Annotated in this window: 22 protein-coding genes; 14 read left to right on the top strand and 8 right to left on the bottom strand. The window is 52.1% G+C overall.

The window, feature by feature from the left end; genetic code table 11:
- Positions 1-155 precede the first annotated feature (155 nt).
- Positions 156-545, bottom strand: coding sequence for an inner membrane protein YbjM (locus ACMV5I_RS16325; protein WP_414824828.1), 390 nt, complete (start codon positions 543-545; stop codon positions 156-158).
- Positions 546-889: 344 nt separating this feature from the next.
- Here ACMV5I_RS16325 and ACMV5I_RS16320 point away from each other — a divergent pair, with 344 nt between their 5' ends.
- Positions 890-2,581 carry an aspartate:alanine antiporter gene (locus tag ACMV5I_RS16320; RefSeq protein WP_071680847.1) on the top strand — a complete coding sequence of 564 codons (1,692 nt, stop codon included), beginning with the start codon at positions 890-892 and terminating at the stop codon, positions 2,579-2,581.
- Between the two features lie 427 nt (positions 2,582-3,008).
- Here ACMV5I_RS16320 and ACMV5I_RS16315 read toward each other — a convergent pair whose 3' ends face one another.
- The gene (locus ACMV5I_RS16315) at positions 3,009-3,365 is read right to left on the bottom strand and encodes a hypothetical protein (protein WP_261461348.1); all 357 of its coding nucleotides are present in this window, start codon (positions 3,363-3,365) and stop codon (positions 3,009-3,011) included.
- 801 nt (positions 3,366-4,166) lie between these two features.
- Here ACMV5I_RS16315 and ACMV5I_RS16310 point away from each other — a divergent pair.
- The gene (locus tag ACMV5I_RS16310) at positions 4,167-4,751 is read left to right on the top strand and encodes a hypothetical protein (RefSeq protein ID WP_414824827.1); all 585 of its coding nucleotides are present in this window, start codon (positions 4,167-4,169) and stop codon (positions 4,749-4,751) included.
- Positions 4,752-5,001: 250 nt separating this feature from the next.
- Here ACMV5I_RS16310 and ACMV5I_RS16305 read toward each other — a convergent pair whose 3' ends face one another.
- Entirely contained in the window at positions 5,002-5,427 is a 426-nt protein-coding gene (locus tag ACMV5I_RS16305) for a universal stress protein (protein ID WP_414824826.1), read from the bottom strand.
- A gap of 449 nt (positions 5,428-5,876) precedes the next feature.
- Here ACMV5I_RS16305 and lpxA point away from each other — a divergent pair, with 449 nt between their 5' ends.
- The gene (gene lpxA, locus ACMV5I_RS16300; protein ID WP_202712311.1) at positions 5,877-6,668 is read left to right on the top strand and encodes an acyl-ACP--UDP-N-acetylglucosamine O-acyltransferase; all 792 of its coding nucleotides are present in this window, start codon (positions 5,877-5,879) and stop codon (positions 6,666-6,668) included.
- An 83-nt stretch (positions 6,669-6,751) separates the two neighbouring features.
- On the opposite strand, the gene eco is transcribed toward lpxA, so the two are convergent.
- Positions 6,752-7,264, bottom strand: a complete 513-nt coding sequence (gene eco, locus ACMV5I_RS16295; RefSeq protein ID WP_046808133.1) for a serine protease inhibitor ecotin — start codon at positions 7,262-7,264, stop codon at positions 6,752-6,754.
- Positions 7,265-7,424: 160 nt separating this feature from the next.
- Between eco and ACMV5I_RS16290 the strand changes: the two genes are divergently transcribed.
- Both ACMV5I_RS16290 and ybjG read left to right on the top strand, forming a co-directional pair.
- Positions 7,425-8,183: a phosphatase PAP2 family protein gene (locus ACMV5I_RS16290; RefSeq protein ID WP_414824825.1), complete on the top strand. Its 759-nt coding sequence runs from the start codon at positions 7,425-7,427 to the stop codon at positions 8,181-8,183.
- A gap of 6 nt (positions 8,184-8,189) precedes the next feature.
- Positions 8,190-8,795 carry an undecaprenyl-diphosphate phosphatase gene (ybjG, locus tag ACMV5I_RS16285; RefSeq protein WP_024485553.1) on the top strand — a complete coding sequence of 202 codons (606 nt, stop codon included), beginning with the start codon at positions 8,190-8,192 and terminating at the stop codon, positions 8,793-8,795.
- 32 nt (positions 8,796-8,827) lie between these two features.
- Here ybjG and ACMV5I_RS16280 read toward each other — a convergent pair whose 3' ends face one another.
- Positions 8,828-9,646, bottom strand: a complete 819-nt coding sequence (locus tag ACMV5I_RS16280; RefSeq protein ID WP_414824824.1) for a hypothetical protein — start codon at positions 9,644-9,646, stop codon at positions 8,828-8,830.
- 227 nt (positions 9,647-9,873) lie between these two features.
- Between ACMV5I_RS16280 and deoC the strand changes: the two genes are divergently transcribed.
- The 4 genes from deoC to ACMV5I_RS16260 all read left to right on the top strand — a co-directional run bounded on the left by deoC (position 9,874) and on the right by ACMV5I_RS16260 (position 15,253).
- The gene (gene deoC / locus ACMV5I_RS16275) at positions 9,874-10,554 is read left to right on the top strand and encodes a deoxyribose-phosphate aldolase (RefSeq protein ID WP_024485555.1); all 681 of its coding nucleotides are present in this window, start codon (positions 9,874-9,876) and stop codon (positions 10,552-10,554) included.
- Positions 10,555-10,731: 177 nt separating this feature from the next.
- Complete coding sequence (deoR, locus tag ACMV5I_RS16270; RefSeq protein ID WP_065685372.1) at positions 10,732-11,496, top strand: DNA-binding transcriptional repressor DeoR; 765 nt, start codon at positions 10,732-10,734, stop codon at positions 11,494-11,496.
- A gap of 956 nt (positions 11,497-12,452) precedes the next feature.
- A complete protein-coding gene (locus ACMV5I_RS16265; RefSeq protein ID WP_174333466.1) occupies positions 12,453-13,751 on the top strand; it encodes an HAAAP family serine/threonine permease in 1,299 nt (432 codons plus the stop codon).
- A gap of 134 nt (positions 13,752-13,885) precedes the next feature.
- Entirely contained in the window at positions 13,886-15,253 is a 1,368-nt protein-coding gene (locus ACMV5I_RS16260; RefSeq protein WP_141131802.1) for an L-serine ammonia-lyase, read from the top strand.
- A gap of 465 nt (positions 15,254-15,718) precedes the next feature.
- Here the strand turns inward: ACMV5I_RS16260 and ACMV5I_RS16255 are convergent, their stop codons facing one another.
- The gene (locus tag ACMV5I_RS16255) at positions 15,719-16,924 is read right to left on the bottom strand and encodes a serine hydrolase (RefSeq protein WP_024484085.1); all 1,206 of its coding nucleotides are present in this window, start codon (positions 16,922-16,924) and stop codon (positions 15,719-15,721) included.
- A 416-nt stretch (positions 16,925-17,340) separates the two neighbouring features.
- Between ACMV5I_RS16255 and ACMV5I_RS16250 the strand changes: the two genes are divergently transcribed.
- Positions 17,341-17,997 carry an HAD family hydrolase gene (locus ACMV5I_RS16250; protein ID WP_202670700.1) on the top strand — a complete coding sequence of 219 codons (657 nt, stop codon included), beginning with the start codon at positions 17,341-17,343 and terminating at the stop codon, positions 17,995-17,997.
- Positions 17,998-18,070: 73 nt separating this feature from the next.
- Entirely contained in the window at positions 18,071-18,691 is a 621-nt protein-coding gene (locus tag ACMV5I_RS16245; RefSeq protein WP_260513273.1) for a glutathione S-transferase family protein, read from the top strand.
- Between the two features lie 130 nt (positions 18,692-18,821).
- Here the strand turns inward: ACMV5I_RS16245 and ACMV5I_RS16240 are convergent, their stop codons facing one another.
- Positions 18,822-19,925, bottom strand: a complete 1,104-nt coding sequence (locus ACMV5I_RS16240) for a PQQ-dependent sugar dehydrogenase (protein ID WP_414824823.1) — start codon at positions 19,923-19,925, stop codon at positions 18,822-18,824.
- Positions 19,926-20,056: 131 nt separating this feature from the next.
- On the opposite strand from ACMV5I_RS16240, the gene ACMV5I_RS16235 reads away from it, so the two are divergent.
- The 3 genes from ACMV5I_RS16235 to rimO all read left to right on the top strand — a co-directional run bounded on the left by ACMV5I_RS16235 (position 20,057) and on the right by rimO (position 23,021).
- The gene (locus ACMV5I_RS16235) at positions 20,057-20,476 is read left to right on the top strand and encodes a GNAT family N-acetyltransferase (RefSeq protein ID WP_121606432.1); all 420 of its coding nucleotides are present in this window, start codon (positions 20,057-20,059) and stop codon (positions 20,474-20,476) included.
- An 11-nt stretch (positions 20,477-20,487) separates the two neighbouring features.
- On the top strand, positions 20,488-21,468 hold the full coding sequence (locus ACMV5I_RS16230) for a magnesium and cobalt transport protein CorA (protein WP_414824822.1): 981 nt from the start codon (positions 20,488-20,490) through the stop codon (positions 21,466-21,468).
- 221 nt (positions 21,469-21,689) lie between these two features.
- Complete coding sequence (gene rimO, locus ACMV5I_RS16225) at positions 21,690-23,021, top strand: 30S ribosomal protein S12 methylthiotransferase RimO (RefSeq protein WP_074028890.1); 1,332 nt, start codon at positions 21,690-21,692, stop codon at positions 23,019-23,021.
- Between the two features lie 77 nt (positions 23,022-23,098).
- Here rimO and ACMV5I_RS16220 read toward each other — a convergent pair whose 3' ends face one another.
- Entirely contained in the window at positions 23,099-25,492 is a 2,394-nt protein-coding gene (locus ACMV5I_RS16220) for a glucose/quinate/shikimate family membrane-bound PQQ-dependent dehydrogenase (RefSeq protein ID WP_414824821.1), read from the bottom strand.
- Positions 25,493-25,513: the final 21 nt, after the last annotated feature.

Raw genomic sequence — 25,513 nt, 5'->3', positions numbered from 1 at the left:
AATGGTTTCAAACTGGTACTGATGGGGAGAAGGTTCTTTGAGCATGGCAGTCAGTCCGTTTTTTGCACTGACCTTATTAGATCAAAGTCCTGGCCTCACGGCCAGGACTTTGTCATCAATCTGAGGCCACCGAACGCAGGTGGCCTTTTTTACGATTAGGGTTTTTGCCGCCGATAGAACTGTTGCAAAGCATGGAACACCATACGCATTAATAAATACAGCATCCCACCGAACACACACCAGAATACGGCGCTGACCGCATAAGCCAACTCCTGCCAAAACGAATGGCCGGGCGTTAACCAAAAGTGGCGAATGAGCAAACACAGCGGTACTGCACACAGTGCGCCAAGCAAGGGACACAGGATACGCTGCTTGCTCGACAAATAGCTGGCGATAAAACCGGGAATAATAAACAACAGCAGGCCGGTTTCACCATGATGCTCAGGTTCTGGCACGCCGAGGGCACCGCTCTTCTGGCCCAGAAAAACCAGGCTAAACAACAGAAAACAGCTGAAAATGCCCACCCAGTATCGATAACTCACCATCCACCTCTCCCCTCCATACCCGAAAAACGACGGATATCGCGATGTGACCGCTCACTACATCGTAAAAAACAGCCTATCGCACAGACCTTGCGACACACAGCCGAAATCGACAGCGCTGGCTGAACTTTTTCCTTGGTCAAAAAGGGTTAAATACGTATGCCGACACAGCTTTATGCTGGCTGTCATACGTGATAGCGACTAGAATAAGCGCCGCCATTCGATGGTTCGGATCGCCTTCCGATGGTTGGTTGTTATCTCAGTTTTATCCATATACTCTATGGCTGAATCTAACTCTTATAGTGTTCTTTATCAAGAACTTACTGGTAAACAATAAGTTATCCCCCGTGAACATAAACGTCGCAAGTTTGTTAAATGGTAACTACATCCTGTTACTGTTTGTGGTACTCGCCCTGGGGCTCTGCCTCGGAAAGGTTCGTCTTGGCTCCGTTCAACTCGGTAATTCCATTGGCGTTTTAGTGGTCTCGCTGTTGCTCGGCCAGCAGCACTTTGCCATTAACACCGAAGCGTTAAGCCTCGGCTTCATGCTGTTTATTTTTTGCGTCGGTGTTGAAGCTGGCCCCAATTTCTTCTCGATTTTTTTCCGCGACGGCAAAAACTACTTCATGCTGGCGCTGGTGATGGTCGGTTCAGCGATGGTGATCGCTATCGGTCTGGGTAAGCTGTTCCACTGGGATATCGGCCTTACTGCCGGCATGCTCGCCGGTTCGATGACCTCCACACCGGTGTTGGTGGGTGCAGGCGATACGCTGCGTAATACCATCACCAGCGGCCCGGCACTGCTTGCTGCCCAAGACCATCTGAGCCTGGGCTACGCCCTGACCTACCTGATTGGCCTGGTCAGCCTGATTTTCGGCGCACGTTACCTGCCTAAACTACAGCATCAGGACCTCTCTACCTCTGCCCAACAAATCGCCCGTGAGCGCGGTCTGGATACCGATAGTCAGCGTAAGGTTTATTTGCCAGTGATCCGCGCCTATCGCGTTGGCCAGGAACTGGTTGCCTGGGCAGACGGCAAGAACCTGCGCGAGCTCGGCATTTACCGCCAAACCGGTTGTTACATCGAAAGAATTCGCCGCAACGGCATTCTGGCCAACCCAGACGGAGATGCGGTGTTACAGGTCGGGGATGAAATCTCACTGGTCGGCTACCCGGATGCTCACGCACGCCTGGATCCAAGCTTCCGTAACGGTAAGGAAGTGTTCGACCGGGATCTGCTGGATATGCGCATCGTGACCGAAGAGATCGTGGTCAAAAACAGCAATGCGGTAGGCAAGCGCCTGAGCCAGTTGAAACTGACCGATCATGGTTGCTTCCTCAACCGCGTGATCCGCAGCCAGATTGAAATGCCGATCGATGACAGCATAGTGTTGAACAAAGGCGATGTGCTGCAGGTTAGCGGCGATGCCCGCCGGGTAAAAAGCGTGGCAGAGAAGATCGGCTTTATCTCCATTCATAGCCAGGTCACCGATCTGCTGGCGTTCTGCGCCTTCTTTATCATCGGCCTGCTGATTGGCCAGATCACCATTCAGTTCACCAGCAGCTTCTCCTTTGGCATCGGCAACGCCGCAGGGCTATTGATGTCCGGCATCATGCTGGGCTTCCTGCGTGCCAACCACCCGACCTTTGGTTATATCCCTCAGGGCGCGTTGAACATGGTGAAAGAGTTCGGCCTGATGGTGTTTATGGCCGGTGTAGGCCTGAGCGCAGGGGCAGGTATTGGCAATACCCTAGGCGCAGTAGGTGGCCAGATGCTGATCGCAGGCTTGATCGTCAGCCTGGTACCGGTAGTGATCTGCTTCCTGTTCGGAGCCTACATTCTGCGCATGAACCGTGCCCTGCTGTTTGGTGCCATTATGGGGGCACGTACCTGCGCTCCGGCGATGGAAATCATTAGTGACACTGCACGTAGTAATATTCCAGCACTGGGATATGCAGGCACCTACGCCATCGCTAACGTGTTGTTAACCTTGGCAGGTTCGCTCATCGTGGTGATCTGGCCAGGTATAATGGGGTAGCAAGGCGGTCTGAGAAGTGGTGTCACGTCGAAATATTTTTTAATTTTTCGTGCAACAGGTAGAACTTTTCGATCGGGACATAGTCTGAATTAGTGCCACTGCTTTTCTTTGATGTCCCCATTTTGTGGAGCCCGTTAGTCCCGCCTTTTTAGGTTCAAGATTAGCGGGTTTTTTGTTGCCTGAATTTTACATACTTCAAAAACAGTTACTTAGAAATCGTCGTTTTAGTGAGTGGTGACACTCGTTTTGCTGCCATAAAAAGCCTGCTTTCTCAGGCTGCTAGTCAGATTGACCTGCACCCCATTGATTTACACACCGCGATGTTAGTAATGTCTTAAGGCTTTGGGGACTGCGACGGTGCCACAATCAATTGGGGGACACAGCCTAGAATTCGTCGCCACTCAGACTCTGATGTAAAATAATGGCCTCATTTGATGTTCTGAAGAATGCTTTTCGGTACCCAACCACTATCTTGATCTGAAAGTCTCTGGCACCATACCCAGCCATTTAAGAATTTTATCGCCAGCAACTCATCTCCTTCATTAACATCAAGTTCTTTGGCCGTATAGTCATCTTTCGCTATACCATGGCCAGGTTGGTTGCTTCGTTCTATGAGTTGTTCTGGAACCCATCCACCGGGATGATCAGGCACTGTACAGAAATACCAATTATCCCAACCTTCATCGCCCTCATACATATCCCCTATAAAAAGCGGAGTTCCACTTGTGAACGTGATAGGATCTGGATACTCACTTCGATGTTGTCCAGTTGCGATAAATTTCATGTTAGTCCTCATAAATGCCACCTTGCTTCCTCCGATACTGACAATTATCTGTATGTATATACAGTTTGCAACTATTAATTTTCATTGCACAGCTGATAATTCGAAGCTTGCTTGATGCTTAGTAAGTCAGTAACAATTTGATATACAAACTAATTTATATCCACGCCATAACACTTCTAACTCCGAACGTTAGGGTAAGACAATGGAGGGCTACCTGGTTACATACTTTCCCAGGCCGACAACCTTCGCTACACCGGCCTGTAAATCTCTCTATTAATGCATCAGGATGCATCAACATTTAACCAGACTTATATTGAGGCTGGTTGTGCAGATTACATAGATGATGTGATACGCCCAAGTACGCCTTATACTCAGCCCTGTCGGTACGACACATAAATGTCGACCAGCACGTTTACACCAGCAGCATATTGTTTATTGGTCAAAGTATCCTAACAGCAATATTAATGCGATATAAAATACTAAAGGTAGATGTACATGAACGCAGGAGGAGACATCTGTTTCAAATAACGTTAAGCGCAATATCATATTTTAAACTAACAGAATTTAACCTATCGAGATTATTGACAACACTATTGCTTTAATGACAACGTAGTGAAACACTGAGCTATCATCATGTGATAAAGGGTATAGGACATCGCTCACAAATATCATTTATGCCAGGGAGGTGAGCATGTAAAACCAACACAATAACAGCACCAGAAATAAAATACCGAATTTTGGCAGTTTAATGATTTTTTATGTGTCATTTCACAATCCCGAAAGGATTTATAGGATTGCATCATGAAAGTGAGTTTTTTAGGTTACCTTTTTCTGGTTTTAACCAGCCCCTTTTTTTGTGGGCACTTAAGTGCAGCCAGCACAGGCACGCTTACGGTGAAGTTTGGTCAGACAACGGAAGATACGTTCAAGGCGACCCACCCTGAAGCAGTAAATGTGGGGTTTAACAACGAACTGAGAGGAAACATCTATAAAGAAACACCCGATAACAATATGGACAAACGGAGCGATATCATTTTTGAAAGTACTAAAGATGTTTTTACCTTGTTTGATCAGAATAAAAACTTAGTCGCATTGCACTTAGAATTTAAAAACGATCAGTTTAGCGTTATCAGTGCAATTCTAGCCAAGAAATACACCACGATCGCAAAGAAAATATCATTTATTGGCAGTGATTATCTAGAGCTATACAACGCCGGTGTTTATATTTACTTGATGGACCCTTTTTTCTTTTCCAATACATCACTCCTCTTTATAAGAACCGATGTGAGAAATAAAATACTAAAAAAAGCCCCCTCCGACCTGCTTGATAATAAGGTTAAGGTATTGAATTACCTTGTAGAAAGAAGCTTTCCATCAATTGAGTAATCAGATAGATGCCCTGCTATTATGCTTTCCAGTACAAAAAATTAATGGCGGGCGGAGTGAAAACCAGCATCCTATCAACAAGAAGTTGAACAAAAATAAGAACATATGCTAGAGCTGGGGTATGGCAATGGTGGGCTGTAGAAACAGTTCCGCAGTGATTCGGCCTCTATAACATGGCCGAATCACTGCTCTGATCTCATTATTGTGATGTCTCGCATTCTCAATGCCACTCAGATCCAACACTCCCCCATCAATGTTTTTCGATCGGCACCACCAGCATATCAACCGCAATATGGTTGATCGTGCGGCGCGTACTGGATACTAAACGGCTCCACATATCGTGGTGGTGACCAAAAATCACCAAATCAATCCCCTTTTCACGGATGGCATTGTTCAGCGCTTCACTGAGTTCACCACGGCCAATGATCACTTCACTGATGGGATACTCCGCCTGCTGCTGGATAGCGTTAAGCATATTCTTAACTCGTTCGGAGAAGGTCTTATCGGCATAGTTGAATTCGCCACTACCAAACTCGCTATAGTGATTGGCTTGCTCATCGATATAAATCAACGACAGCTTGGCCTGCAGTGAGCCAGCCAATTCAGAACCTTTACGCACCAGCAGTTCGGCATCGTCACTCAGATCGGTTGCAATAACGATATGTTGATAAGTCATATTGTCGGCCCTCCGTATTACCTAATACCCAGCCTGATAACCTACCTATTAATTCTAGTCTAGTCTGAGAGTAGCAGCTCATCCTCTTATCGTTCTACTACTGGAACAATCAATCTCAGCATCAGGCACTACTGCAAAATCTGTAGGCAGCGCCCCAACGTTGTGAGCCCGCTGCGGTCTCGGTTAGCCGTTCCGCATCTAGCCCCCAAGCCCCATCTCCCATTACAGAAAGGTTCAGAAAATAAAGAAAATATATGATGGTGTGATATGCCTGGTAACTCCTTATACTCGGCCCTGTCGATAAGAAAAATCACCTGACCACCAACGCCCAACTCTTTCCCCTCCCATTCGACGCTTACTCTCAGATTAATCCAGACTTCGGCTTAATCATTTACCCATGATTGGCCCTGAGTGCCGGAAACGCCACGCGCCATTATCAGGATAACGCAATGTCAATTTCACCCTCTGCCCGGGTCGCAAGCAGCAGCTTGATTGAACCGGGGGCGATTATCGGTGCGCGCGTCAGCATTGGCCCTTTCTGCATCATCGCAGCTGGCGTCGAGATTGGTGATGACACGGTGATAGCCTCTCATGTCAGCATTAACGGCCTCACCCGTATTGGCTGTAATAACGTTATCGGGCAATTTTCCACCATCGGCGAAGTGAATCAGGATTTGAAATATGCTGGTGAAGCGACGGACGTGGTCATCGGCGACAGAAACAGGATCGGCAAGAATGCGACGATTCATCGCGGCACCGCTCAAGGCTATCGGCGAACGACTATCGGCAATGACAACCTGTTCTTGAACAACGTTCACATTGGCCATGATTGCATTGTCGGCAATACCACGGTTATCGGTGATAACTCGGGGCTAGCCGGGCATGTTGAGCTGGATGATTTTGTGCAGATAGGCAATATATGCGCGATACATCAGTTTTGTCTGTTGGGTGCCCATGCGCATATCGCCCATCAGTCCGGCGTGGTGCAGGATGTTCCACCTTTTGTCAGTGCCAGTGGCAACCGCGCGGCCCCCATCGGTGTTAACGAGTCAGCGGCAGCCTTCCAATCGCTGGACGATCGGCAACAGCAAGTGATCCAAGCCCTGTATAACATGCTGTATCACAATGCATTGGCGATCGATGAGGTGAAGCAGGAGGCGCAGCGCTTGAGCGAAATCTATCCGCTACTGCAATGGTTTACTTCTTTCTTCTCTCGCTCGGCGCGCGGCATTATCCGTTAGGTAATCCATTGATTATTCAGAGGGGCATGGCAGGCAAGCGGGCGCAGCATGCAGCGCCCCTACAATGCGTAGTCTACAGTCGTTTATTTAATTACCGCACGGCCAGTATTTTCGCTGGCAGACCAGATACGATAGCGCACCTCGACGTCCTTCGGCACGTAAACCACGATCGGCAAGCGGCTGTTATAGCGCTGCATCGCGGCATCCCCCAGATGAGCGGCAACGAACTCCTGACGCTTGGTATTATCCGGGCAAGCCATCATGGTAGAGGCCGGAGCCGACAGCTTCGGCAGTACAAAATAGTTGTAACCCCAACCGGCCAGCGTTTTACTCTCCAGGTTGCCGCCCATCATGTGACGATTGCAATCCACTTCCAGCGTTTGGCCAATCAGCAGCTCAACCTTAAAGTTTTCTTCATTCTCCTGCTTGGGTAAATAAATGACCTGCCGGCTCATGCCCGGCTCTGCTTTCGGGAACGGTGCTACTTTTTCCAACGGCTGCATATTGAGATCGTCATTACTTGCGGTGGTTGCAGCAACGGCGCTGACAGACGCGGCCATCAGCAGGCTGGTCACTACCATAGAAAGCTTGTTCATTTTTTATCCTTACAATTCATAACCTAAATACCCAACTACGCTAGCATACTTTACGCCGTTAAATTATAGGTCAAATCTGGATATCACCCTCAGACCCCTTGCCATCCATTAAGGTTTTCTTAAGACGGGATGATTACAGTAGCCTAATCCGTTACCGCCTATGAGCCTTCGTGTGAACCCATCAAACGCCAAACAATCGTCATTAAATCAATCCTCAACGGCTAGCCAAATTCAGACTGACGCCCTTTACTCCTTGCCCGCATCCTTTTACCGTTGGCAAGCCTTTGGGCTGATGGTGGCTGCGCTGCTGTTTATCTGGCTGTCACGCAATGAACAACTGGATTGGGCAGTCAGTAATTATTGGTATGACGCCGCCAGCCAGCGTTTTCCGTGGCAGAACAACTACTGGCTGGATCTGATCAACCACCGGTTGTTAAAGATTTCGGTGATCGCCGGAGCGGTGCTGGCGCTGTTTTGGGGCATTTATCGCCGTAATGCGCGGCTGATTGTCGCCATGCTGTTGATCGGCATTGGGCCGTTGGTGGTGGGGATCCTGAAGGCAACCAGCGCACACTCATGCCCTTGGGATCTGCTGGAGTACGGTGGCAAAGCGATGTCGTTTCCCCTGTTTGGCAGCACGCCAGCCTTTCCGGGGCCTGGCCGTTGCTTCCCCGGTGGCCACGCTTCCAGCGGCTTTGCCTTGATGGCACTGTTCTTTCTGTTTTATCCGCAACGCCCGCGCCTGGCTTACTGGTGCTGGCTGGGCGGCATCACGCTTGGCATGCTTATGGGCTTTGGCCAGATCATGCGGGGCGCACATTTTCTTTCCCATAACCTGTGGGCCGGGTGGTGGGTTTGGTTCAGCCAATTGGCTGTTTATTGGTGTATTAGCGGCTATTTTCGCCGTAAAACGAGGTAATACTTAATGGAGCAGTTGAACTATCTTCTTTTCGCCTGGATTGATGCCACTCCGGCCAGCCCGGAATGGTTGATCGATCTTGCCACCTTCATCGCACGGGATCTGATCGTCATTATCCCGCTGCTGATTGTCGGCCTGTGGTTCTGGGGGGCACATAGCCAACTGGCAGCACAGCGAGAAGTGGTAGCCAAAACGACCATTGCTCTGTTATTTGCCATGAGCGCTTCGGCCGCTATCGGTGCGCTGTTGCCCCATGAGCGCCCGTTTGTCACCGGCATCGGCTATACCTTTCTGGCGCATGCACCAGACAGTTCTTTCCCCAGCGATCATGGCACCGCCATCTTCACCTTCGCCCTGGCCTTCCTGTGCTGGCATCGTGTCTGGTCAGGTATTTTGCTGATGGTCGCGGCAGTCGCCATTGCCTGGTCCCGCGTGTTCCTTGGTGTGCACTGGCCGCTGGATATGGTGGGCGGTTTCCTGCTGGCCTGTGTAGGGTGTCTGTTTGCCCAATTGGTGTGGAACCTGTTTGGTGAGGCTATCGCCCAACGTCTGACGCGCCTGTACCATTTCCTGTTCGCCTTCCCGATCCGTAAAGGATGGGTGAAGGAGTAATACCTGCCCGCGGGGGGCTTGCCCCCCGCCAGCTATAGCATGCCGGTCGTTACGCGAAACTCCCGCATCTCCCCCGCTTTTAACATCACTGCCATTGGTATTGCTGCAACCTCTGGGCTGCAACTGGCCGGCTGGACAAACGCCGTCGCCCGCGAGTTGGTTCGTGGCCGCTGTAAGACGGCATAGCTGAATTGGCGGGTGGCAAAACGGGTTACATACCTTCTGCCGCACGGCGCCAGCATAAAGAACTCGGCCTGATCGACATACAGCGAGAGGTCGTCAGAGCAAATGACCCGCTGTGGATTATCACGGATATTGAGCGCACAGCCCGGCAGATTTTGGCGGAAAACGGCACCCTCTGCGCAGGCGTAGTTCATATGGCACATATAACTTAATGGCTGGGCCTGCTCAGCCAGGTTGTTGATCACCATTTCAATACTGAACTGTGTGCTGTTGGCGGCTAGCTGAACGGCCGGCTGGATGCGGCAAGGGCCATCGGCCGTGCTGGCTCGTACAGTGATTGCTTCCTCCTCGACCTCCAGCCAGACATCAATCACCGGACCATAATTAGCTGGCAAGCCTTGGTGAGAGGCAAAGCAACCACGGGCATCATTACGCAGTGGCTGCGCCTGGCTGGCTTTTGCTTTGAGAGACTGGCCATCAAACACCGCATCCCAAATCATCAAATCCTGGTAGGGCAATAACGTTAAGGTACCCCGCTGGTTTTGCAGCGCCAACGCGGCGATGTCACCAGGAAACATAAACGCGGTCACCGTAAAACCAGCGCCACGATACACTTCATTCGGCTGTATGCCGAACAATCCAGGGCTCAGATTAATGATCGTCTTCATCTTCTTTCCTCAGGGGGCAGCCGTTGCTCAGTGAACGGATTGGTCAAGGTGTAATCTATGTTATTTAAATAACATTTACCAGCGCATTCTGTGGCAGGTTGTGCTCATTAATTCCGCTTATGACTGAAAAATTAGTGTTAATACAGCTACCAATCACGATGTGACAATGTTAGGATTATAACATCACTAACATCCCAAAGCGTTATTACACCCACTGAGGAATTACCATGACTACTGAACAGATTGATTACGCTCGCTATATCGACCATACCCTGCTGGCTATGGACACCACGGAAAGCCAGATCAACCAACTGTGCGAAGAAGCGCGTCAGCATAATTTCTATGCCGTTTGCGTTAACTCGGGTTATGTCCCGTTGGCCGCTCACCTGTTGCAGGAAAGCAACGTTAAAGTATGCTCGGTTATCGGCTTCCCTCTGGGGGCGGGTTTGACCGTCTCCAAGGCTTTCGAAGCCAAAGCTGCCATTGCCGCCGGCGCCCAGGAAATCGACATGGTGATCAACGTCGGTTGGCTGAAAAGCGGCCTGAATGACGAAGTGAAGGCCGATATCGCCGCGGTGCGTGAAGTTTGCGCGGCTATCCCGTTGAAGGTAATATTGGAAACCTGTCTGCTCAGCGATGAACAAATCGTTGTAGTTTGTGAAATGTGTCGTGAACTGGATGTCGCTTTCGTTAAAACCTCTACCGGTTTCAGCACAGGCGGCGCTCGCGAAGACCACGTCAAACTGATGCGTGCTACCGTAGGCAGCGAGATGGGCGTCAAAGCCTCTGGCGCAGTGCGCGATCGCGCTACCGCAGGGAAAATGATTGCCGCCGGTGCAACACGTATCGGCACCAGCTCGGGCGTTGCGATCGTTTCTGGCGATGCAGCTGACACCGGTAGCTACTGATTTTCGCTAGCTCTATCTAGGTATAGCGACATCTAATGCGGGGTTGTGCCCCCAGTGCGAACTGGGTCTGCACTACTCCGCATTATTGTGTTGGAGCGAACGAAAGAAACTTTTGGCTCCTTTATCCCTTTCGGCCACACTTGAGAAACTTGGGGTATAAACCTGTAGGAAAAACTGATGGAAACCCGGCGCGACGAACGTATCAACCGGCTAGTTCAGGCTCTAAAGCGTTCTGACAAGATCCACTTAAAAGAAGCAGCCGCACTGCTCGGCGTCTCGGAAATGACCATCCGGCGCGATCTCAGTGCCGAACCTGCTGCAGTGGTCTTGCTTGGGGGTTATGTCGTAGCCGATCCGCGTATCAACGGGGTCACCAATTATTTTGTCTCCGACCAGAAAGCCAAACAGGTGGCGGAAAAGCGCCGTATTGGCATGTTGGCGGCACCGCTAGTCAACGAAAATGACACGGTGTTCTTTGACTGTGGCACCACCACCCCGGCCATTATCGACGCCATTGCAGATGAACTCCCCTTTACCGCCATTTGCCACTCACTCAACACCTTTCTGGCGCTGCAGGACAAGCCCAACTGCAAGGTGATCCTGTGCGGCGGCGAATTTAAACCGAGTAACTACATTTTTACCGCTGTTGGCCAACATAACGAGTTGGACCACATCTGCCCTAACGTGGCCTTTATCTCAGCGGCAGGCATCACTTTGCAGCACGGCGCAACCTGCTTCAATCTTGATGAACTGGCGATGAAACACAAAGCGTTGGACAAGGCGCAGCAAAAAATCCTGGTCGCCGACCACAGCAAATTTGCCCAAACCAAGCCTGCCTGCATCGGGCCGCTGGCATTGTTCGACAAAGTCATCACCGATCGCCAGCCTGACCCCGAATTCATCGACTTTTTCAACCAACACGCGGTCACTTTGCGTTTCTGATCTTGGCCTCACTGCCACTTTTATGCCGTGTCCCTGGTGCTACTTGAGGGGCGCGGTTGCCAATTTCTGGTTAAACTCAGGCTTTTTTTTAAGCAATTAAACTTAAATTATTCCTAATGGCCGATAATTACAGGTTAATGGATTGCAACAACTTGCCAGCGTTATTATTTCCCGCAGAACATTATTGCAGTAATTTGCATCAAATCTCACCCAGATAAAATGGTTCCCTTCTTGCACCCGCCTCGTTAAGCCGCCTTTTGGTAAAAAATTATCGGCTATTTTTAATCAAATTATCAGGATTTATCCTTATTCATATGATGATTAAGATCGTCTTATTAGGTCCGTCATCTTCCAGCCATATTGACAATGAAAATCACTAAATAAGTGTAAAAACAATCAGATAAACATTTCCCCCTCAATAACCAAACGTGATCTAAATCACTAAAACAGCTTAATCCGGCATTTTAGCTAGATCCAAACCATCACATAAAATATATTGCTCGCCCTGCCACACAAGACAGGTTTTTATCCGGTTAAACATCATACAAACCGGATAAAGGTTGTGGGATTAGTGAGAACGGTTGCAGCATGATGTTTCGCACAAACGCGCAACATTTGCATGAAAATTTACAATAAAAGCCTTTAACCGCACACATCACGCATTTGGAAGCAAGATCACGGTTGTTTCTGCTGTAAATCGTTATCTTGCCGCCAACAAAATCGGTGGGCAGTTGCTCCTCCGACAGAAACATCGGCGTTGACCCCGTTAACAGCAGAAACCATTTTGGCAGGTTAGCAACATCATTAGCCTGATAAACAATTCAGAGGCGCAATTCAACCTCTAGTTGTAACAACTGATTTTACCACTGGCGGGATAGCAACTTATTTCACCAGCGGATTTTAAACTTAAGTTTTTCTTTTTATTTTAAATTATCGTGTTCACCTCGGAGATATTTATGGACACTACACAGACCGGCACTATCGCCTCTGCAGCCTCAGGTTCCAGCACGGCCTGGCGTAAATCAGATACCATGTGGATGTTGGGCCTCTACGGCACCGCCATCGGCGCTGGCGTCTTGTTCTTGCCAATCAACGCCGGTATCGGTGGTTTGATCCCGCTGATCATCATGGCCATCATCGCCTTCCCGATGACCTTCTTTGCCCACCGTGGCCTGTGCCGTTTCGTTTTGTCCGGCAAAAACCCAGGTGAAGACATCACCGAAGTGGTAGAAGAACACTTTGGTATCAGCGCAGGTAAACTGATCACCCTGCTCTACTTCTTCGCCATTTACCCAATCCTGCTGGTTTATAGCGTTGCGATCACCAACACCGTGGACAGCTTCATCACCCACCAGTTGGGTATGACCTCGCCACCACGCGCCATCCTGTCGCTGATCCTGATCGTTGGCCTGATGGGCATTGTGCGTTTCGGTGAGCAGGCGATCGTGAAGACCATGAGTATCCTGGTATTCCCGTTTGTTGCGGTGCTGATGCTGCTGGCGCTTTATCTGATCCCTAACTGGAGCAGTGCCATCTTCGAAAACGTCTCACTGGCCGGTTCTGGCGGCAGCCTGGGCCACGGCCTGGTGATCACCCTGTGGCTGGCAATCCCGGTTATGGTGTTCTCGTTCAACCACTCACCGATCATCTCCGCCTTTGCTGTAGCAAAACGCGAAGAGTACGGCGTGGACGCTGAGAAGAAATGTTCCCGCATCCTGGGTTATGCACACATCATGATGGTGCTGACCGTGATGTTCTTTGTTTTCAGTTGCGTGCTGAGCCTGTCCCCAGCGGATCTGGCCGAAGCCAAAGCGCAAAACATCTCCATCCTGTCTTACCTGGCTAACCACTTTAACAACCCGGTGATCGAGTACATCGCACCAGTCATCGCCTTCATCGCCATCACCAAATCCTTCCTGGGCCACTACCTCGGTGCTCGTGAAGGCTTTAACGGCATGATTGCCAAATCGATGAGAAGCCGTGGCAAGACCATCACCACCAACAAGCTGAACCGCATCACTGCCATCTTCATGCTGGTGACCACCTGGATCGTTGCCACGCTGAACCCAAGCATTCTGGGCATGATCGAGAACCTGGGTGGCCCAATCATCGCGATGCTGCTGTTCCTGATGCCGATGTATGCGATCCGTAAAGTGCCTGCCATGCGCAAGTACAGCGGCCACATCAGCAACGTATTTGTGGTCGTGATGGGCCTGATTGCCATCTCCGCCATCCTGTACACACTGTTCGGTTAATAGCGCTCAGCCGGTGCCCAATGGCACCGGCTATCTCGAATCTCCCCCTCCTACCCCGCCGCGAACTCAAGCATGACCCATATGCCCCCTAAACGGCAGGCTGAGGGAATTAACTTCAAGAAGGAAGCGAGACTATGGTCAGCGTTTTCGATATTTTCAAAATTGGCATCGGCCCTTCCAGTTCCCACACCGTCGGCCCGATGAAAGCCGGTAAACAGTTTGTCGATGATTTGCAGGCTGCCGGGCAACTCCACGATACAACGCGGGTAGCGGTTGACGTCTACGGCTCACTGTCACTGACGGGTAAAGGGCACCATACCGACATCGCGATTATTATGGGCCTGGCGGGCAATCTGCCCCATGACGTGGACATCGACAGCATCGCCGGCTTTATTCGTGATGTGGAACAGCGTGGCCGCCTGTTATTGGCAAAGGGTGAGCATGAGGTTGATTTTCCACAGCTTGGTGGCATGAACTTCCATAGCACTAACCTGCCGCTTCACGAAAACGGCATGTCGATCAGCGCCTATGCTGGCGATCGGTTGCTGCACAGCAAAACCTATTACTCCATCGGCGGCGGATTTATCGTTGATGAAGAAAACTTCGGCCAATCGGCCAACAATAGCGTAGCGGTCCCCTACCCTTATCGTTCCGCGCTGGATTTACAGCAGCACTGCAAAGATACCGGGCTATCACTTTCCGGGTTGGTGATGCAGAACGAACTGGCATTGCGCAGCAAAGCAGAGATCGAAGCGCACTTTGCCGACGTCTGGCAGGTGATGCGTGCCGGTATCGAACGCGGTATGAATACCGAAGGGTTGCTCCCCGGCCCGATGAAAGTACAGCGCCGTGCCGCCGCCCTGCGCCGCATTCTGGTAACCGGTGACAAGAACAATATCGACCCGATGAACGTAGTGGATTGGATCAATATGTTCGCGTTTGCGGTCAACGAAGAGAACGCTGCGGGTGGCCGAGTTGTAACGGCACCCACCAACGGAGCCTGCGGTATCATTCCAGCGGTGCTGGCGTATTACGACCAGTTTATCCGCCCGGTGAACACCAACTCCTACAGCCGTTACTTCCTGACTGCTGGTGTGATAGGCACGCTGTACAAGATGAATGCTTCAATCTCCGGCGCCGAAGTGGGCTGCCAAGGGGAAGTCGGCGTGGCCTGCTCTATGGCGGCAGCTGGTCTGGCGGAGTTGATGGGCGGTAGCCCGGCACAGGTTTGTATCGCCGCAGAGATTGCCATGGAGCACCATCTGGGGCTGACCTGTGATCCCCTGGCCGGACAGGTTCAGGTGCCTTGTATCGAACGTAACGCGATTTCTGCCGTGAAGGCAGTCAACGCCGCACGTATGGCACTGCGTCGCACCAGCGAGCCACGCGTTTGCCTGGATAAGGTGATCGAAACCATGTACGAAACCGGCAAGGACATGAACTCCAAATACCGCGAGACATCACAGGGCGGATTGGCCATCAAGGTTGTGGCGTGTAATTGATTTTTTGCCCGCTGAAGTAATCGCTGTTTCCCCTCACCCCAACCCTCTCCCACAGGAGAGGGAGCTGTACGGAGTTACATTCAGGTACAGGCGTTAATCTGTGGCACTGCGCAGGGGCGTTGCCTGTGAGGTCAAACACGAGAGTTTATTTGTAGCACGGTAAGTCCCCTATCCCTTTTGGAGAGGGAGCTGTACGGAGTTACATTCAGGTACAGGCGTTAATCTGTGGCACTGCGCAGGGGCGTTGCCTGTGAGGTCAAACACGAGAGTTTATTTGTAGCACGGTAAGTCCCCTATCTCTTTTGGAGAGGGAGCTGTACGGAGTTACATTCAGGTACAGGCGTTAATCTGTGGCACTGCGTAGTGGCGTTGCCTGTGAGGTCAAACACGAGAGTTTATTTGTAGCACGGTAAGTCCCCTCTCCCTTTGGGAGAGGGTTAGGGTGAGGGGCATATTGGCCGAGGATCAGCCGAAAATACCGCCAAACCACTGGGTCAGCTTCATCATCACAAAGTCCCACATGCGGCTAAAGAAGTTCCCTTCCTTCACTTCCTGCATCACCACCAGCGGGTGCTGATCGATAGTTTTGCCATCCAGTTGGAAATCGATGGTGCCTACCACCTGATTTTTCGCCAGCGGCGCTTCCAGCGTCGGTTGGTTAAGCTTGTAGCTGGCCTTCAGGTTTTTCATCTGCCCCTTAGGAATAGTCACGGCGGCATCCTTCGCCACGCCCAGCGGCACTTCGCCCACGTCGCCAAACCACACTTTCTGCGTCACAAAGGCTTTATCGGCCTTGATCGGCGTTGCGGTTTCATAGAAGCGGAAGCCCCAAGTCAGCAACTTCTCGCTTTCGCTAAAGCGCACACGGTCACTCGGAGCCCCTAGCACTACTGAAATCAGACGCATTGGGCCATCGGTGGCCGAGGCGACGAGGTTATGCCCAGCCCCGCCGGTGTAACCGGTTTTGATACCATCCACATTCAGGTTGGTGCTCCACAGCAGGCGGTTACGGTTTATCTGGCGGATCTTGTTGAAGGTGAATTCTTTTTCTTTATGCAACGCGTACTCATCCGGCACGTCGCGGATCAGCGCCTGGCTCAGCAACGCCATATCGCGTGCGGTGCTGTACTGCCCTTCGGCATCCAGACCATGCACGGTCAGGAAGTGGGTATTTTGCAGGCCGAGGGACTTGCCATAATTGTTCATCAAGCCAACGAACGAATCCTGGCTACCCGCCACGAAGTCTGCCAAGGCGATGCTGGCGTCGTTACCTGACTGGATGACGATGCCTTTATTGAGTTCCGATACCGGCACCTGATCGCCGGGTTTGATAAACATCAAAGAAGAACCACGCAACACCGGGTTGCCGGTTGCCCAGGCATCTTTGCCCACGGTGACCAGATCGTCCGGTTTGATTTTACCGGCTTTCATCGCCTGGCCAATCACGTAACTGGACATGATTTTAGTCAGGCTCGCGGGATCCAGACGGGTATCCGCATTACCTTCTGCCAGGATCTTGCCGCTGTCGTAATCCATCAATACATAGGCTTTCGCATCGACCTGCGGTGCGGCCGGAGCCTCTGCTGCCTGTACGGTAGGCACAACCAACAGCATGACACCTACGCTGAGGGCCAATTTACCAAGAGGAGTGGAACGGTTATTTTTCATCATGACGTCGCCAGAGTGTCCATTCAAACCATTGAAATAGCGTTAACTTTCAAACATGTTCACGTTTTCAGCCAACCAGCGAGAGTGGCACGAGGCCGCGCTGCCAACCGCGAAATACCCAGCGGCTCCCATTTGGGCCAACGCGGCACCGAAAGTGCCCTCGTGGTGAGTTTATTAGATTGCTCTTATTTTTGCAGGGTTTAGGCTGATTTTTCTGCATTTTTACATAACTGTACGTTACCGCAGAGAAATTGGCTGGAAATCAGGCTATGCGCCAGGTTATGCAAACTTTCAACAAACCGTCGCCGCACTGTCATCAAAGTTACTTATGCTCTGCGCATTTCACCGCGACAACTGGTTCACAGCCGCGCGTATCCGTTATCCTATAGCCCGCAGCATTCCTTGCCGGAGAAATATTGATGGATTTAGCCCTGTTCGACCTGGATGAAACTCTGATTGATGATGACAGCGCCAGCCTTTGGGTTCGCTGGCTGGTAGCCGAAGGGTTCGCACCGGCAGAGTTGGAACGTCAAGAGCAGCTGTTGATGCAATCCTATTATCAGGGCCAGCTGTCGATGGAAGATTATATGCAGGCAACGCTGGTTCCGCTGGCGGGTCTGAGTACCCAGACCGTCGCTGGTTGGGTGCAACGCTATATTCGCCGGGATATCCTGCCCCGCGTCTACCCCGCGGCACGCGAACGCATGCAATGGCATCGTGAACGCGGCGACTGCATTCTGGTGATTTCAGCAACCGGTGAACATCTGGTTGCCCCCATCGCCGAGCAACTGGGGGCCGATGGCGCGCTGGCTATCGGTGTCGAAGTGTCAGAGGGCCGTTTTACCGGCAAGACCTACGGCACCATGACCTATCAGCAGGGTAAGGTCATCCGCCTGCAACAGTGGTTACAGCAACACCCTGAACTGCAATTTGCCCATAGCCACGGCTATAGCGACTCCATTAACGATAAAGCCATGCTGGAATACGTCGACAGCGCCACCGTTATCAACCCGAATAGCGATCTTGGCGCGCTGGCAGAACAGCACGGTTGGGAAGTCTGCCACTGGGAACGCTGATTTCAAGGTGACAAAAACGGCTTTGTAGCGTAGGTATGAGAGTTACTTTTGTCTGTCGATGAAGAGGTGCTTTGTGCTGACCATTTGGGGCCGTGAAAATTCTAACAACGTCAAGAAAGTGCGCTGGTGTGCCGCTGAGTTAGGGCTGAATTACACCCATATCAACGCCGGTGGTGCCTTCGGCAAGGTTAATGAAGAACCTTACCGATCGCTCAACCCCAACGGTCTGGTACCACTGTTGCAGGATGGGGACTTTGTGCTGTGGGAATCCAATACCATCGTGCGTTATCTGGCGGCCAAGTTCGGCCAGACGCCATTCTACCCGCAGGATCTCCAGGCTCGAGCTGCGGCAGAAAAATGGATGGACTGGAATACCTCAACCATCACCGGCCCCTTCCGCAACGTGTTCTGGGGCATGGTTCGCACTCCGCCTGAAAAGCGTGATATGGCTCTGATTGAGGCTGGCATTGCTGAACTGGAGCAACACTTTGCTATCATCGAACGGACGTTGGCTGAGCAGCCTTACCTCTCAGGCCAAGAGTTCGGCATCGGCGATATTCCGCTCGGCAGCTTTGTTTACGCCTGGTTTTCCATGCCTATCAAACGTCAGCCCAGCCCACATATGGAACGCTGGTATCAGCGGTTATGCGCACGCCCTGCTTACCAGCACGCGGTGATGATCCCACTCACTTGATTGCCACAGTGCCCCTACCGAGGCTCTTCGTACAACGCAGGGCTAGACGACGAAATCGTGCGGCGGATTATCCGGATGAACTCCAGAGAGGTCATCACCGCCGCCGATCTCAAACTCATCTGACAGGGCGCTAATCGCGCCCAACCCGCAGCAGTTTCCCATCACTGTCATCAGTCAGCAGATAAAGATAACCATCCGGCCCGACGCGCACGTCGCGAATACGCTCATTGCGATCGCCCAATAGCCGCTCTTCTGCCACTATTTTGTCACCGTCCAGCGTCAAACGGATCAGATCCCGTTGTGCCAACGCGCCAATAAACAGAGAGTGCTGCCATTGGGGGAATCGCGGGTTATCGTAAAACGCCATCCCGCTGACCCCCGGCGAAACTTTCCAATAATGCAGCGGCTGTTCGGTTCCTGGCACTACCTGGCCCTTGGCTTCAGGGATGGCTAACCCTGAATAATTAATTCCATAGGTCGCTATCGGCCAGCCATAGTTTTTGCCCGGCAGAGGAATATTGATTTCATCACCCCCGCGTGGACCATGCTCATGCTCCCAAATCTCCCCACTCCAGGGGTTCAGCGCCAATCCTTGCGGATTGCGATGGCCATAAGACCAAATCTCCGGTCGCTTGCCCTTTTGGTCAACAAACGGGTTATCGGCGGGTACCTTGCCCTCTGCCGTTAGCCGAACAATCTTGCCTTGCAGTTTGTCCGTTTCCTGAGCCGTCGCCCGTTGGTTGTTTTCACCCAAGCTAATAAACAGATAGCCCTGGCGATCAAAGGCGAGTTTAGAGCCAAAATGGTTGCCGGTAGACAACTTGGGCTGCTGGCGAAAAATGACACGAAAATCTTCCAGCTGTTTATTGTCTGCACTCAGGCGCCCATAACCAACAGCGGTGCCGGCTTTATCGACATCCCCTGCCTCTGCAAAGCTAAGGTAAACCCGGCGGCTAGTGACAAAATCCGGAGCCAGCACCACGTCTAGTAATCCTCCTTGCCCCTGCGCATAGACGTCTGGCACACCGGTAATTGGTGAGGAAAGCCCGGCAGACGGCTGCCATAACCGCAAACGGCCAGGACGTTCCGTTATCAGGATACCACTATCGTTCGGCAAGAAGGCCAGCGACCAGGGATGCTCAAGGCTGTCCTGTAATTCAGTCACTACCGGTGCCGCATGCAGCAGGCCATTGCCGAACAGCAACCAACCCGCAATCAAAAAAGGCCGCAACATGTCATCTCCTTAAATTGGTAGAGTCCAATGAGTTTAGCCCAGACGGTAAAGTTCGTGCTTTAATCTAAATTTCAATATGTTGCATTTTTCCTTTACTGTGCTTAAGTTAGTTGAACCATCCAGGAGGCACAATGAAAATCACCGTAACAGACGCACTACAGCCAGAAGATACCGAAGAGATTCGAAATCATTTGAAGACTTTCAACCACCAATTTGTCGGCGATATCCTGAACAAAAACATCGGGGTTTTTGTCCTGGATGATCAGGGTAATAAACTCGCTGGGTTAACCGGCAGTACCGTAGGCAGCTGGTTAAGCATCGATCTATTATGGGTTTCTGAGACATTACGCGGCGAAGGTGTAGGCAGTAAGCTCATCAAGAAAGCAGAACAGCAGGCAATAGCGGATGGCTGCAAATTTGCGCGTGTAGATACTTTCAGTTTCCAGGCTCGGCCATTCTACGAAAAACAGGGTTACCAATTGCAAATGACATTGCACAATGCGCCGGTAGAACATGAACGCTATTTCTTCACCAAAACCCTCACAGACTGACAGGTAACGCGATGGAAACCCAGGCAATGGTCATCAACTGCGTGGCGTATAAGGCCGGTAAACGGCTGAACGACGTGACGATTGAAGATATCAGTGAAGTGGTCAAGGAGCCGGACACCTTTATCTGGCTGGGCTTGTGGCAACCGGAAGACGCGTTCATGCGCAAGATCCAGGAGGAGTTTGGCCTGCACGATCTGGCGATCGAAGACGCCTTATGTGCCCACCAACGGCCGAAAATAGAAACCTACGGTGACTCACTGTTCATCGTGGTGAAAACCGCACAGTGGATGAAAGAAGAAGTCGAATACGGTGAGACCCACTTTTTCGTTGGTAAAAACTTCCTGATCAGCGTGCGCCACGGTGCTTCTTCCAGCTATGCCCCTATCCGCGCCAAGGCAGAGGAAAACCCCAAGCAACTGTGCCACGGGCCTGGCTTTGCGCTGTATTCGGTATTGGATTTTATCGTCGACAACTATCGCCATATCGTCGGCAAGTTCGAAACGATGATCGAAGACATCGAGTCCAACATGTTCAGGTCGGAGTTTGACGAAACCGCCATCGAAAACGTCTACAGCCTGCGCCGCCACCTGCTCGGCCTGCGTAATGCCGCCCTGCCGATGGATGAGATCTGCAACCAACTGATCCATCTGCATGAGGATGTGATCCCTAAAGAATTGCGGGCCTACGTTCGCGACGTGCAGGACCATACCCGGCAGGTCGCCAGCACGATAGATGATATGCGCGAAATGCTGACCAACGCCATGCACGTCAATCTGGCATTGGTGACCGTCAAGCAAAACGAAGTGGTTAAGCGATTGGCAGGCTGGGGGGCGATCCTGGCCATTCCAACGGTGATCTTCAGCCTGTACGGCATGAACTTCTCTGATATGCCCGAATTGAAGTTCCCCTGGGCTTACCACACCACGCTGGGCGTCACCGTCGCCGGTTGTTTCTTCCTGTACCAAAAACTCAAGCGTTCCGGCTGGTTATAGATCGCCATCAAAACGGCTTATACTGCTATAGCTGAGACTGCTGCTGATGCGGCTAGATGGGCGCAGCATGCGGCGTCCCTGCGGTCGAACAGTTTGGCCGTTAAAAATCCGGCCACTTTGTCATCAATCTAGGCCGTTTTTGTTTACGCCGCCAACATATAACGGTGTAATTTCCCGTTGCCCAAGTGTAAAATCCGCCCGTTTCTATTTTGGATTGAGCTATGTCACAAACTATGACCCCAAAAGCCCCCCGTGTCGGCTTTGTCTCACTAGGTTGCCCGAAAAACCTGGTTGATTCTGAACGGATCCTGACTGAACTGCGTAACGAGGGTTACCAGGTAGTGCCTCGCTATGATGATGCCGAGCTGGTGATCGTGAACACCTGCGGCTTTATCGACAGCGCCGTTCAAGAGTCACTGGAAGCGATCGGTGAAGCCTTGAACGAGAATGGCAAGGTGATTGTGACCGGCTGCCTCGGTGCCAAGGAAAACCAAATCCGTGAGGTGCATCCGAAGGTCCTGGAAATTACCGGGCCGCACAGCTACGAACAGGTTTTGTCCCACGTTCACCAATATGTGCCGAAACCGGAACATAACCCCTTTACCAGCCTGACCCCGGCGCAGGGCGTGAAGCTGACGCCAAAGCACTACGCCTACCTGAAGATTTCCGAAGGCTGTAACCATCGCTGCACCTTCTGCATCATCCCATCGATGCGTGGCGACTTGGACAGCCGCCCGATCGGCTCCGTGCTGGATGAAGCCAAACGCCTGGTGGAATCTGGGGTGAAAGAGCTGTTGGTGATCTCACAAGACACCTCGGCCTACGGCGTCGATGTCAAACACCGTACCGGTTTCTGGAACGGCCAGCCGGTAAAAACCAGCATGGTCAGCCTGTGTGAGCAGCTTTCCAGCCTGGGTGCCTGGGTGCGTCTGCACTACGTTTACCCTTACCCACACGTGGATGACGTGATCCCACTGATGGCAGAAGGCAAAATCCTGCCTTATCTGGATATTCCACTGCAGCACGCCAGCCCGAAAATCCTCAAGCTGATGAAACGCCCTGGCGCGGTTGAACGCACGCTGGAGCGCATCAAGCGCTGGCGCGAAATCTGCCCGGAACTGACACTGCGCTCCACCTTTATCGTTGGCTTCCCTGGGGAAACCGAGGAAGACTTCCAGATGCTGCTCGACTTCCTGGCCGAAGCCAAGCTGGATCGCGTTGGCTGCTTCAAGTTCAGCCCGGTAGAGGGTGCTGCCGCTAATGAACTGGCCGACCCGGTACCAGAAGAAGTGAAGGAAGAACGCTTCCATCGCTTTATGCAGTTGCAGCAGCAAATCTCCGCCCAACGCTTGCAAGACAAGATTGGCCGCGAAGTGCTGGTGCTGATCGACGAAGTGGATGAGGAAGGTGCCATTGGCCGCAGCATGGCGGACGCACCGGAAATCGATGGCGCGGTTTACCTCAACGGTGAAGCCAATGTCAAAGTCGGTGACATCGTCAAAGTGAAGATTGAGAACGCCGACGAGTACGATCTCTGGGGTTCCAAGGTCTGACTTCGACCACCGCGAAAAACAATAAAGGGGTTAGCAGCAGTGCTAACCCCTTTATTTATTGGTGAACTACCAGCTAGTTACTTTTCGTCTGGCAGAGCATAAGCAATGACATAGTCACCCCGCTCTGCGGCCTGACGAGCACCACCAGCGCTGATGATAATGTATTGCTTGCCGTTTTTCGGCGAGACAAAGGTCATTGGGCCGGACTGGCTGCCCACTGGCAGGCGCTCTTTCCAGATCTCTTTCCCAGTTGCCGTATCGAAGGCACGCAGATAGAAATCCTGAGTACCTGCAAAGAACAGCAGACCGGATTGAGTAGACAGGCTAGCACCCAGCGTTGGCATGCCCACTTCCATCGGCATACGCATTTTGATGCCCAGCGGCCCCGTATCCTGCACCGTACCTACCGGAACCTGCCACACCAGCTTGCCAGACTTCAGGTCTACCGCTGACATGGTGCCAAACGGTGGCTTCTGGCATGGAATGCCCAATGGGGAGAGGAAGCGTTCACGGATCGCACCGAACGGCGTACCGTCCATCGGAACCAGACCCATTTCGATGCCGCTGGCGCCGGTCGGCACCTTGCTGCGTGGCACCATCGAGTTGGCCAGCCCCAAACGCATATCGTTAACAAACATGATGGCATTGTTCGGATCCACCGAAACGCTACCCCAGTTCATCCCGCCCAACGAGCCAGGATATTGTAGAGCACGGTCGATACCCGGCGGTGTATAGACGCCCTGGTGACGCATCCCTTTGAACTCAATACGGCACAGCAGTTGATCGAGCGGCGTTGCGCCCCACATGTCTGACTCGGTCAGCGTCTGGTTGCCAATATTCGGCATTCCCACCGAGAACGGCTGGGTTTTGGAATAACGTTCGCCAGGCACATTGCCCTGCGGTACTTCACGCTCTTCCACTTTCGCCACCGGCTGACCGTTCTCACGGTTGAGCATAAAGATCATGCCCTGCTTACTGGTTTGCACCAGCACGGGTGTCGCGCCACCCTTACCATCTGGCAGATCGTACAGTAACGGTTGAGACGGCAGGTCAAAGTCCCACAGGTCATGGTGCGTGGTTTGGAAATGCCAACGCACTTTGCCGCTGGTGGCATCAACAGCCACAATGGAAGAGCTGTATTTATCATCCAGCGCGGTACGCTCGCCGCCGAAGAAGTCAGGCGTGGCGTTACCGGTCGGCAGATAGATCAGATTCAGTTTGGCGTCGTAAGACATTGCGGACCATACGTTCGGCGTACCGCGCGTATAGGTTTCACCCGCTGGTGGCAGTTTGGTAATGGCCGGATTACCCGGATCCCACGCCCAGGCAAGTTCACCAGTATGCACATCATAAGCACGCACCACACCAGGAGGTTCGCCGGTAGAGAAGTTATCCGCCACGCGGCCACCCACCACCACCAGGTTACCCGCCACCAATGGGGTTGAGGTTTGCTGGTAATAACCCGGTTTAACTTCGCCCATGCCCGCTTTCAGATCGACAGTTCCGTTATCACCAAAGTCGGCGCAAGGTTTGCCGGTATCGGCATCAATGGCAATCAAACGCGCATCGATGGTTGGCAGGAACAGACGGCGTTCGCACATGGCTGGTGCCGTAGCGCTAGCGGCAACCACTGGCGATGAGGCAGGCTGAGTCGCATTGTCGTAATAACCCAGGCCACGGCAGCGCTGCCAGTTAGGGGCTGAGGCTTTAGGATCGAAAGACCACTGTTGTTTGCCAGTATCGGCCTCCAACGACAGCACTTTGCCGTAGGCGGTACAGACATACAGGGTATTGCCGACCTGCAGCGGGGTATTCTGGTCTTCAGCGCCAGAACCGTTGCTTTGTGGAATATCGCCGGTATGGGCAATCCACGCCACCTTCAGCTTGCTGACGTTAGACTTGTTGATCTGATCCAGCGCGGCAAAACGGTCACCGTGGGTGGTATTCCCCCAATGTTCCCAGTTTTTCTGCTCACTACCGGCAGCCACCGGTTTAACCGGGATATCTTCCTTGGCCGCCACCAGTGGCGTAGGCACGAAGGTGTAACCAAATCCGGCCACCAGCGCAACCGCCAGCAACCCAGCCAAAGAATAGCTTACGAAGCCGCGAACCGGATGACCGGCACGTTTCTTCAACCATGGATAGGCCAACGCGGCCAGGAAGGCCAGCACGCCGAACATAAACAGGCGTGAGAACAACGGCCAGAAATCCAGGCCAACATCCCACAACGCCCAAATCAGGGTGAACACAAAGGCCAGCGCATACACCCATATGCCCGCAGGTTTGAGCTTGCTCACCAGTACCGCAGCGATCAGCATCACCACGCCCATCAGCCCAAAATAGAGACTGCCTCCCAATGAAGCCAGGTAAACGCCGCCGATTGCCAGCGCGAGGCCGATAACGCCCATCAGCCCCCCTAGCAGCCACATCAAGTAATTCCCTATACTTCGTTTATTGCCTGTCTTTGCCATATTCACTTTCTCCCACCGCTA

The sequence above is a fragment of the Serratia sp. T13T92 genome, from assembly GCF_047530105.1.
GTDB classification, from domain to species: domain Bacteria; phylum Pseudomonadota; class Gammaproteobacteria; order Enterobacterales; family Enterobacteriaceae; genus Chania; species Chania fonticola.
Note: the sequence above shows the minus strand (reverse complement) of the source record. Positions and strands in the feature narration are given on the sequence as shown.

What these genes read in the sequence shown, in the direction of transcription:
- ybjG (WP_024485553.1), top strand. Translation starts at nt 8,190, where the DNA reads ATGGAGCAGTTGAACTATCTTCTTTTCGCCTGGATTGATGCCACTCCG.
- ACMV5I_RS16305 (WP_414824826.1), bottom strand. Translation starts at nt 5,427, where the DNA reads ATGACTTATCAACATATCGTTATTGCAACCGATCTGAGTGACGATGCC.
- ACMV5I_RS16255 (WP_024484085.1), bottom strand. Translation starts at nt 16,924, where the DNA reads ATGATGAAAAATAACCGTTCCACTCCTCTTGGTAAATTGGCCCTCAGC.
- ACMV5I_RS16240 (WP_414824823.1), bottom strand. Translation starts at nt 19,925, where the DNA reads ATGTTGCGGCCTTTTTTGATTGCGGGTTGGTTGCTGTTCGGCAATGGC.
- ACMV5I_RS16315 (WP_261461348.1), bottom strand. Translation starts at nt 3,365, where the DNA reads ATGAAATTTATCGCAACTGGACAACATCGAAGTGAGTATCCAGATCCT.
- ACMV5I_RS16280 (WP_414824824.1), bottom strand. Translation starts at nt 9,646, where the DNA reads ATGAAGACGATCATTAATCTGAGCCCTGGATTGTTCGGCATACAGCCG.
- ACMV5I_RS16220 (WP_414824821.1), bottom strand. Translation starts at nt 25,492, where the DNA reads ATGGCAAAGACAGGCAATAAACGAAGTATAGGGAATTACTTGATGTGG.
- eco (WP_046808133.1), bottom strand. Translation starts at nt 7,264, where the DNA reads ATGAACAAGCTTTCTATGGTAGTGACCAGCCTGCTGATGGCCGCGTCT.
- ACMV5I_RS16325 (WP_414824828.1), bottom strand. Translation starts at nt 545, where the DNA reads ATGGTGAGTTATCGATACTGGGTGGGCATTTTCAGCTGTTTTCTGTTG.
- ACMV5I_RS16260 (WP_141131802.1), top strand. Translation starts at nt 13,886, where the DNA reads ATGGTCAGCGTTTTCGATATTTTCAAAATTGGCATCGGCCCTTCCAGT.
- ACMV5I_RS16290 (WP_414824825.1), top strand. Translation starts at nt 7,425, where the DNA reads ATGAGCCTTCGTGTGAACCCATCAAACGCCAAACAATCGTCATTAAAT.
- ACMV5I_RS16250 (WP_202670700.1), top strand. Translation starts at nt 17,341, where the DNA reads ATGGATTTAGCCCTGTTCGACCTGGATGAAACTCTGATTGATGATGAC.
- deoC (WP_024485555.1), top strand. Translation starts at nt 9,874, where the DNA reads ATGACTACTGAACAGATTGATTACGCTCGCTATATCGACCATACCCTG.
- deoR (WP_065685372.1), top strand. Translation starts at nt 10,732, where the DNA reads ATGGAAACCCGGCGCGACGAACGTATCAACCGGCTAGTTCAGGCTCTA.
- ACMV5I_RS16265 (WP_174333466.1), top strand. Translation starts at nt 12,453, where the DNA reads ATGGACACTACACAGACCGGCACTATCGCCTCTGCAGCCTCAGGTTCC.
- ACMV5I_RS16235 (WP_121606432.1), top strand. Translation starts at nt 20,057, where the DNA reads ATGAAAATCACCGTAACAGACGCACTACAGCCAGAAGATACCGAAGAG.
- ACMV5I_RS16230 (WP_414824822.1), top strand. Translation starts at nt 20,488, where the DNA reads ATGGAAACCCAGGCAATGGTCATCAACTGCGTGGCGTATAAGGCCGGT.
- rimO (WP_074028890.1), top strand. Translation starts at nt 21,690, where the DNA reads ATGTCACAAACTATGACCCCAAAAGCCCCCCGTGTCGGCTTTGTCTCA.
- lpxA (WP_202712311.1), top strand. Translation starts at nt 5,877, where the DNA reads ATGTCAATTTCACCCTCTGCCCGGGTCGCAAGCAGCAGCTTGATTGAA.
- ACMV5I_RS16310 (WP_414824827.1), top strand. Translation starts at nt 4,167, where the DNA reads ATGAAAGTGAGTTTTTTAGGTTACCTTTTTCTGGTTTTAACCAGCCCC.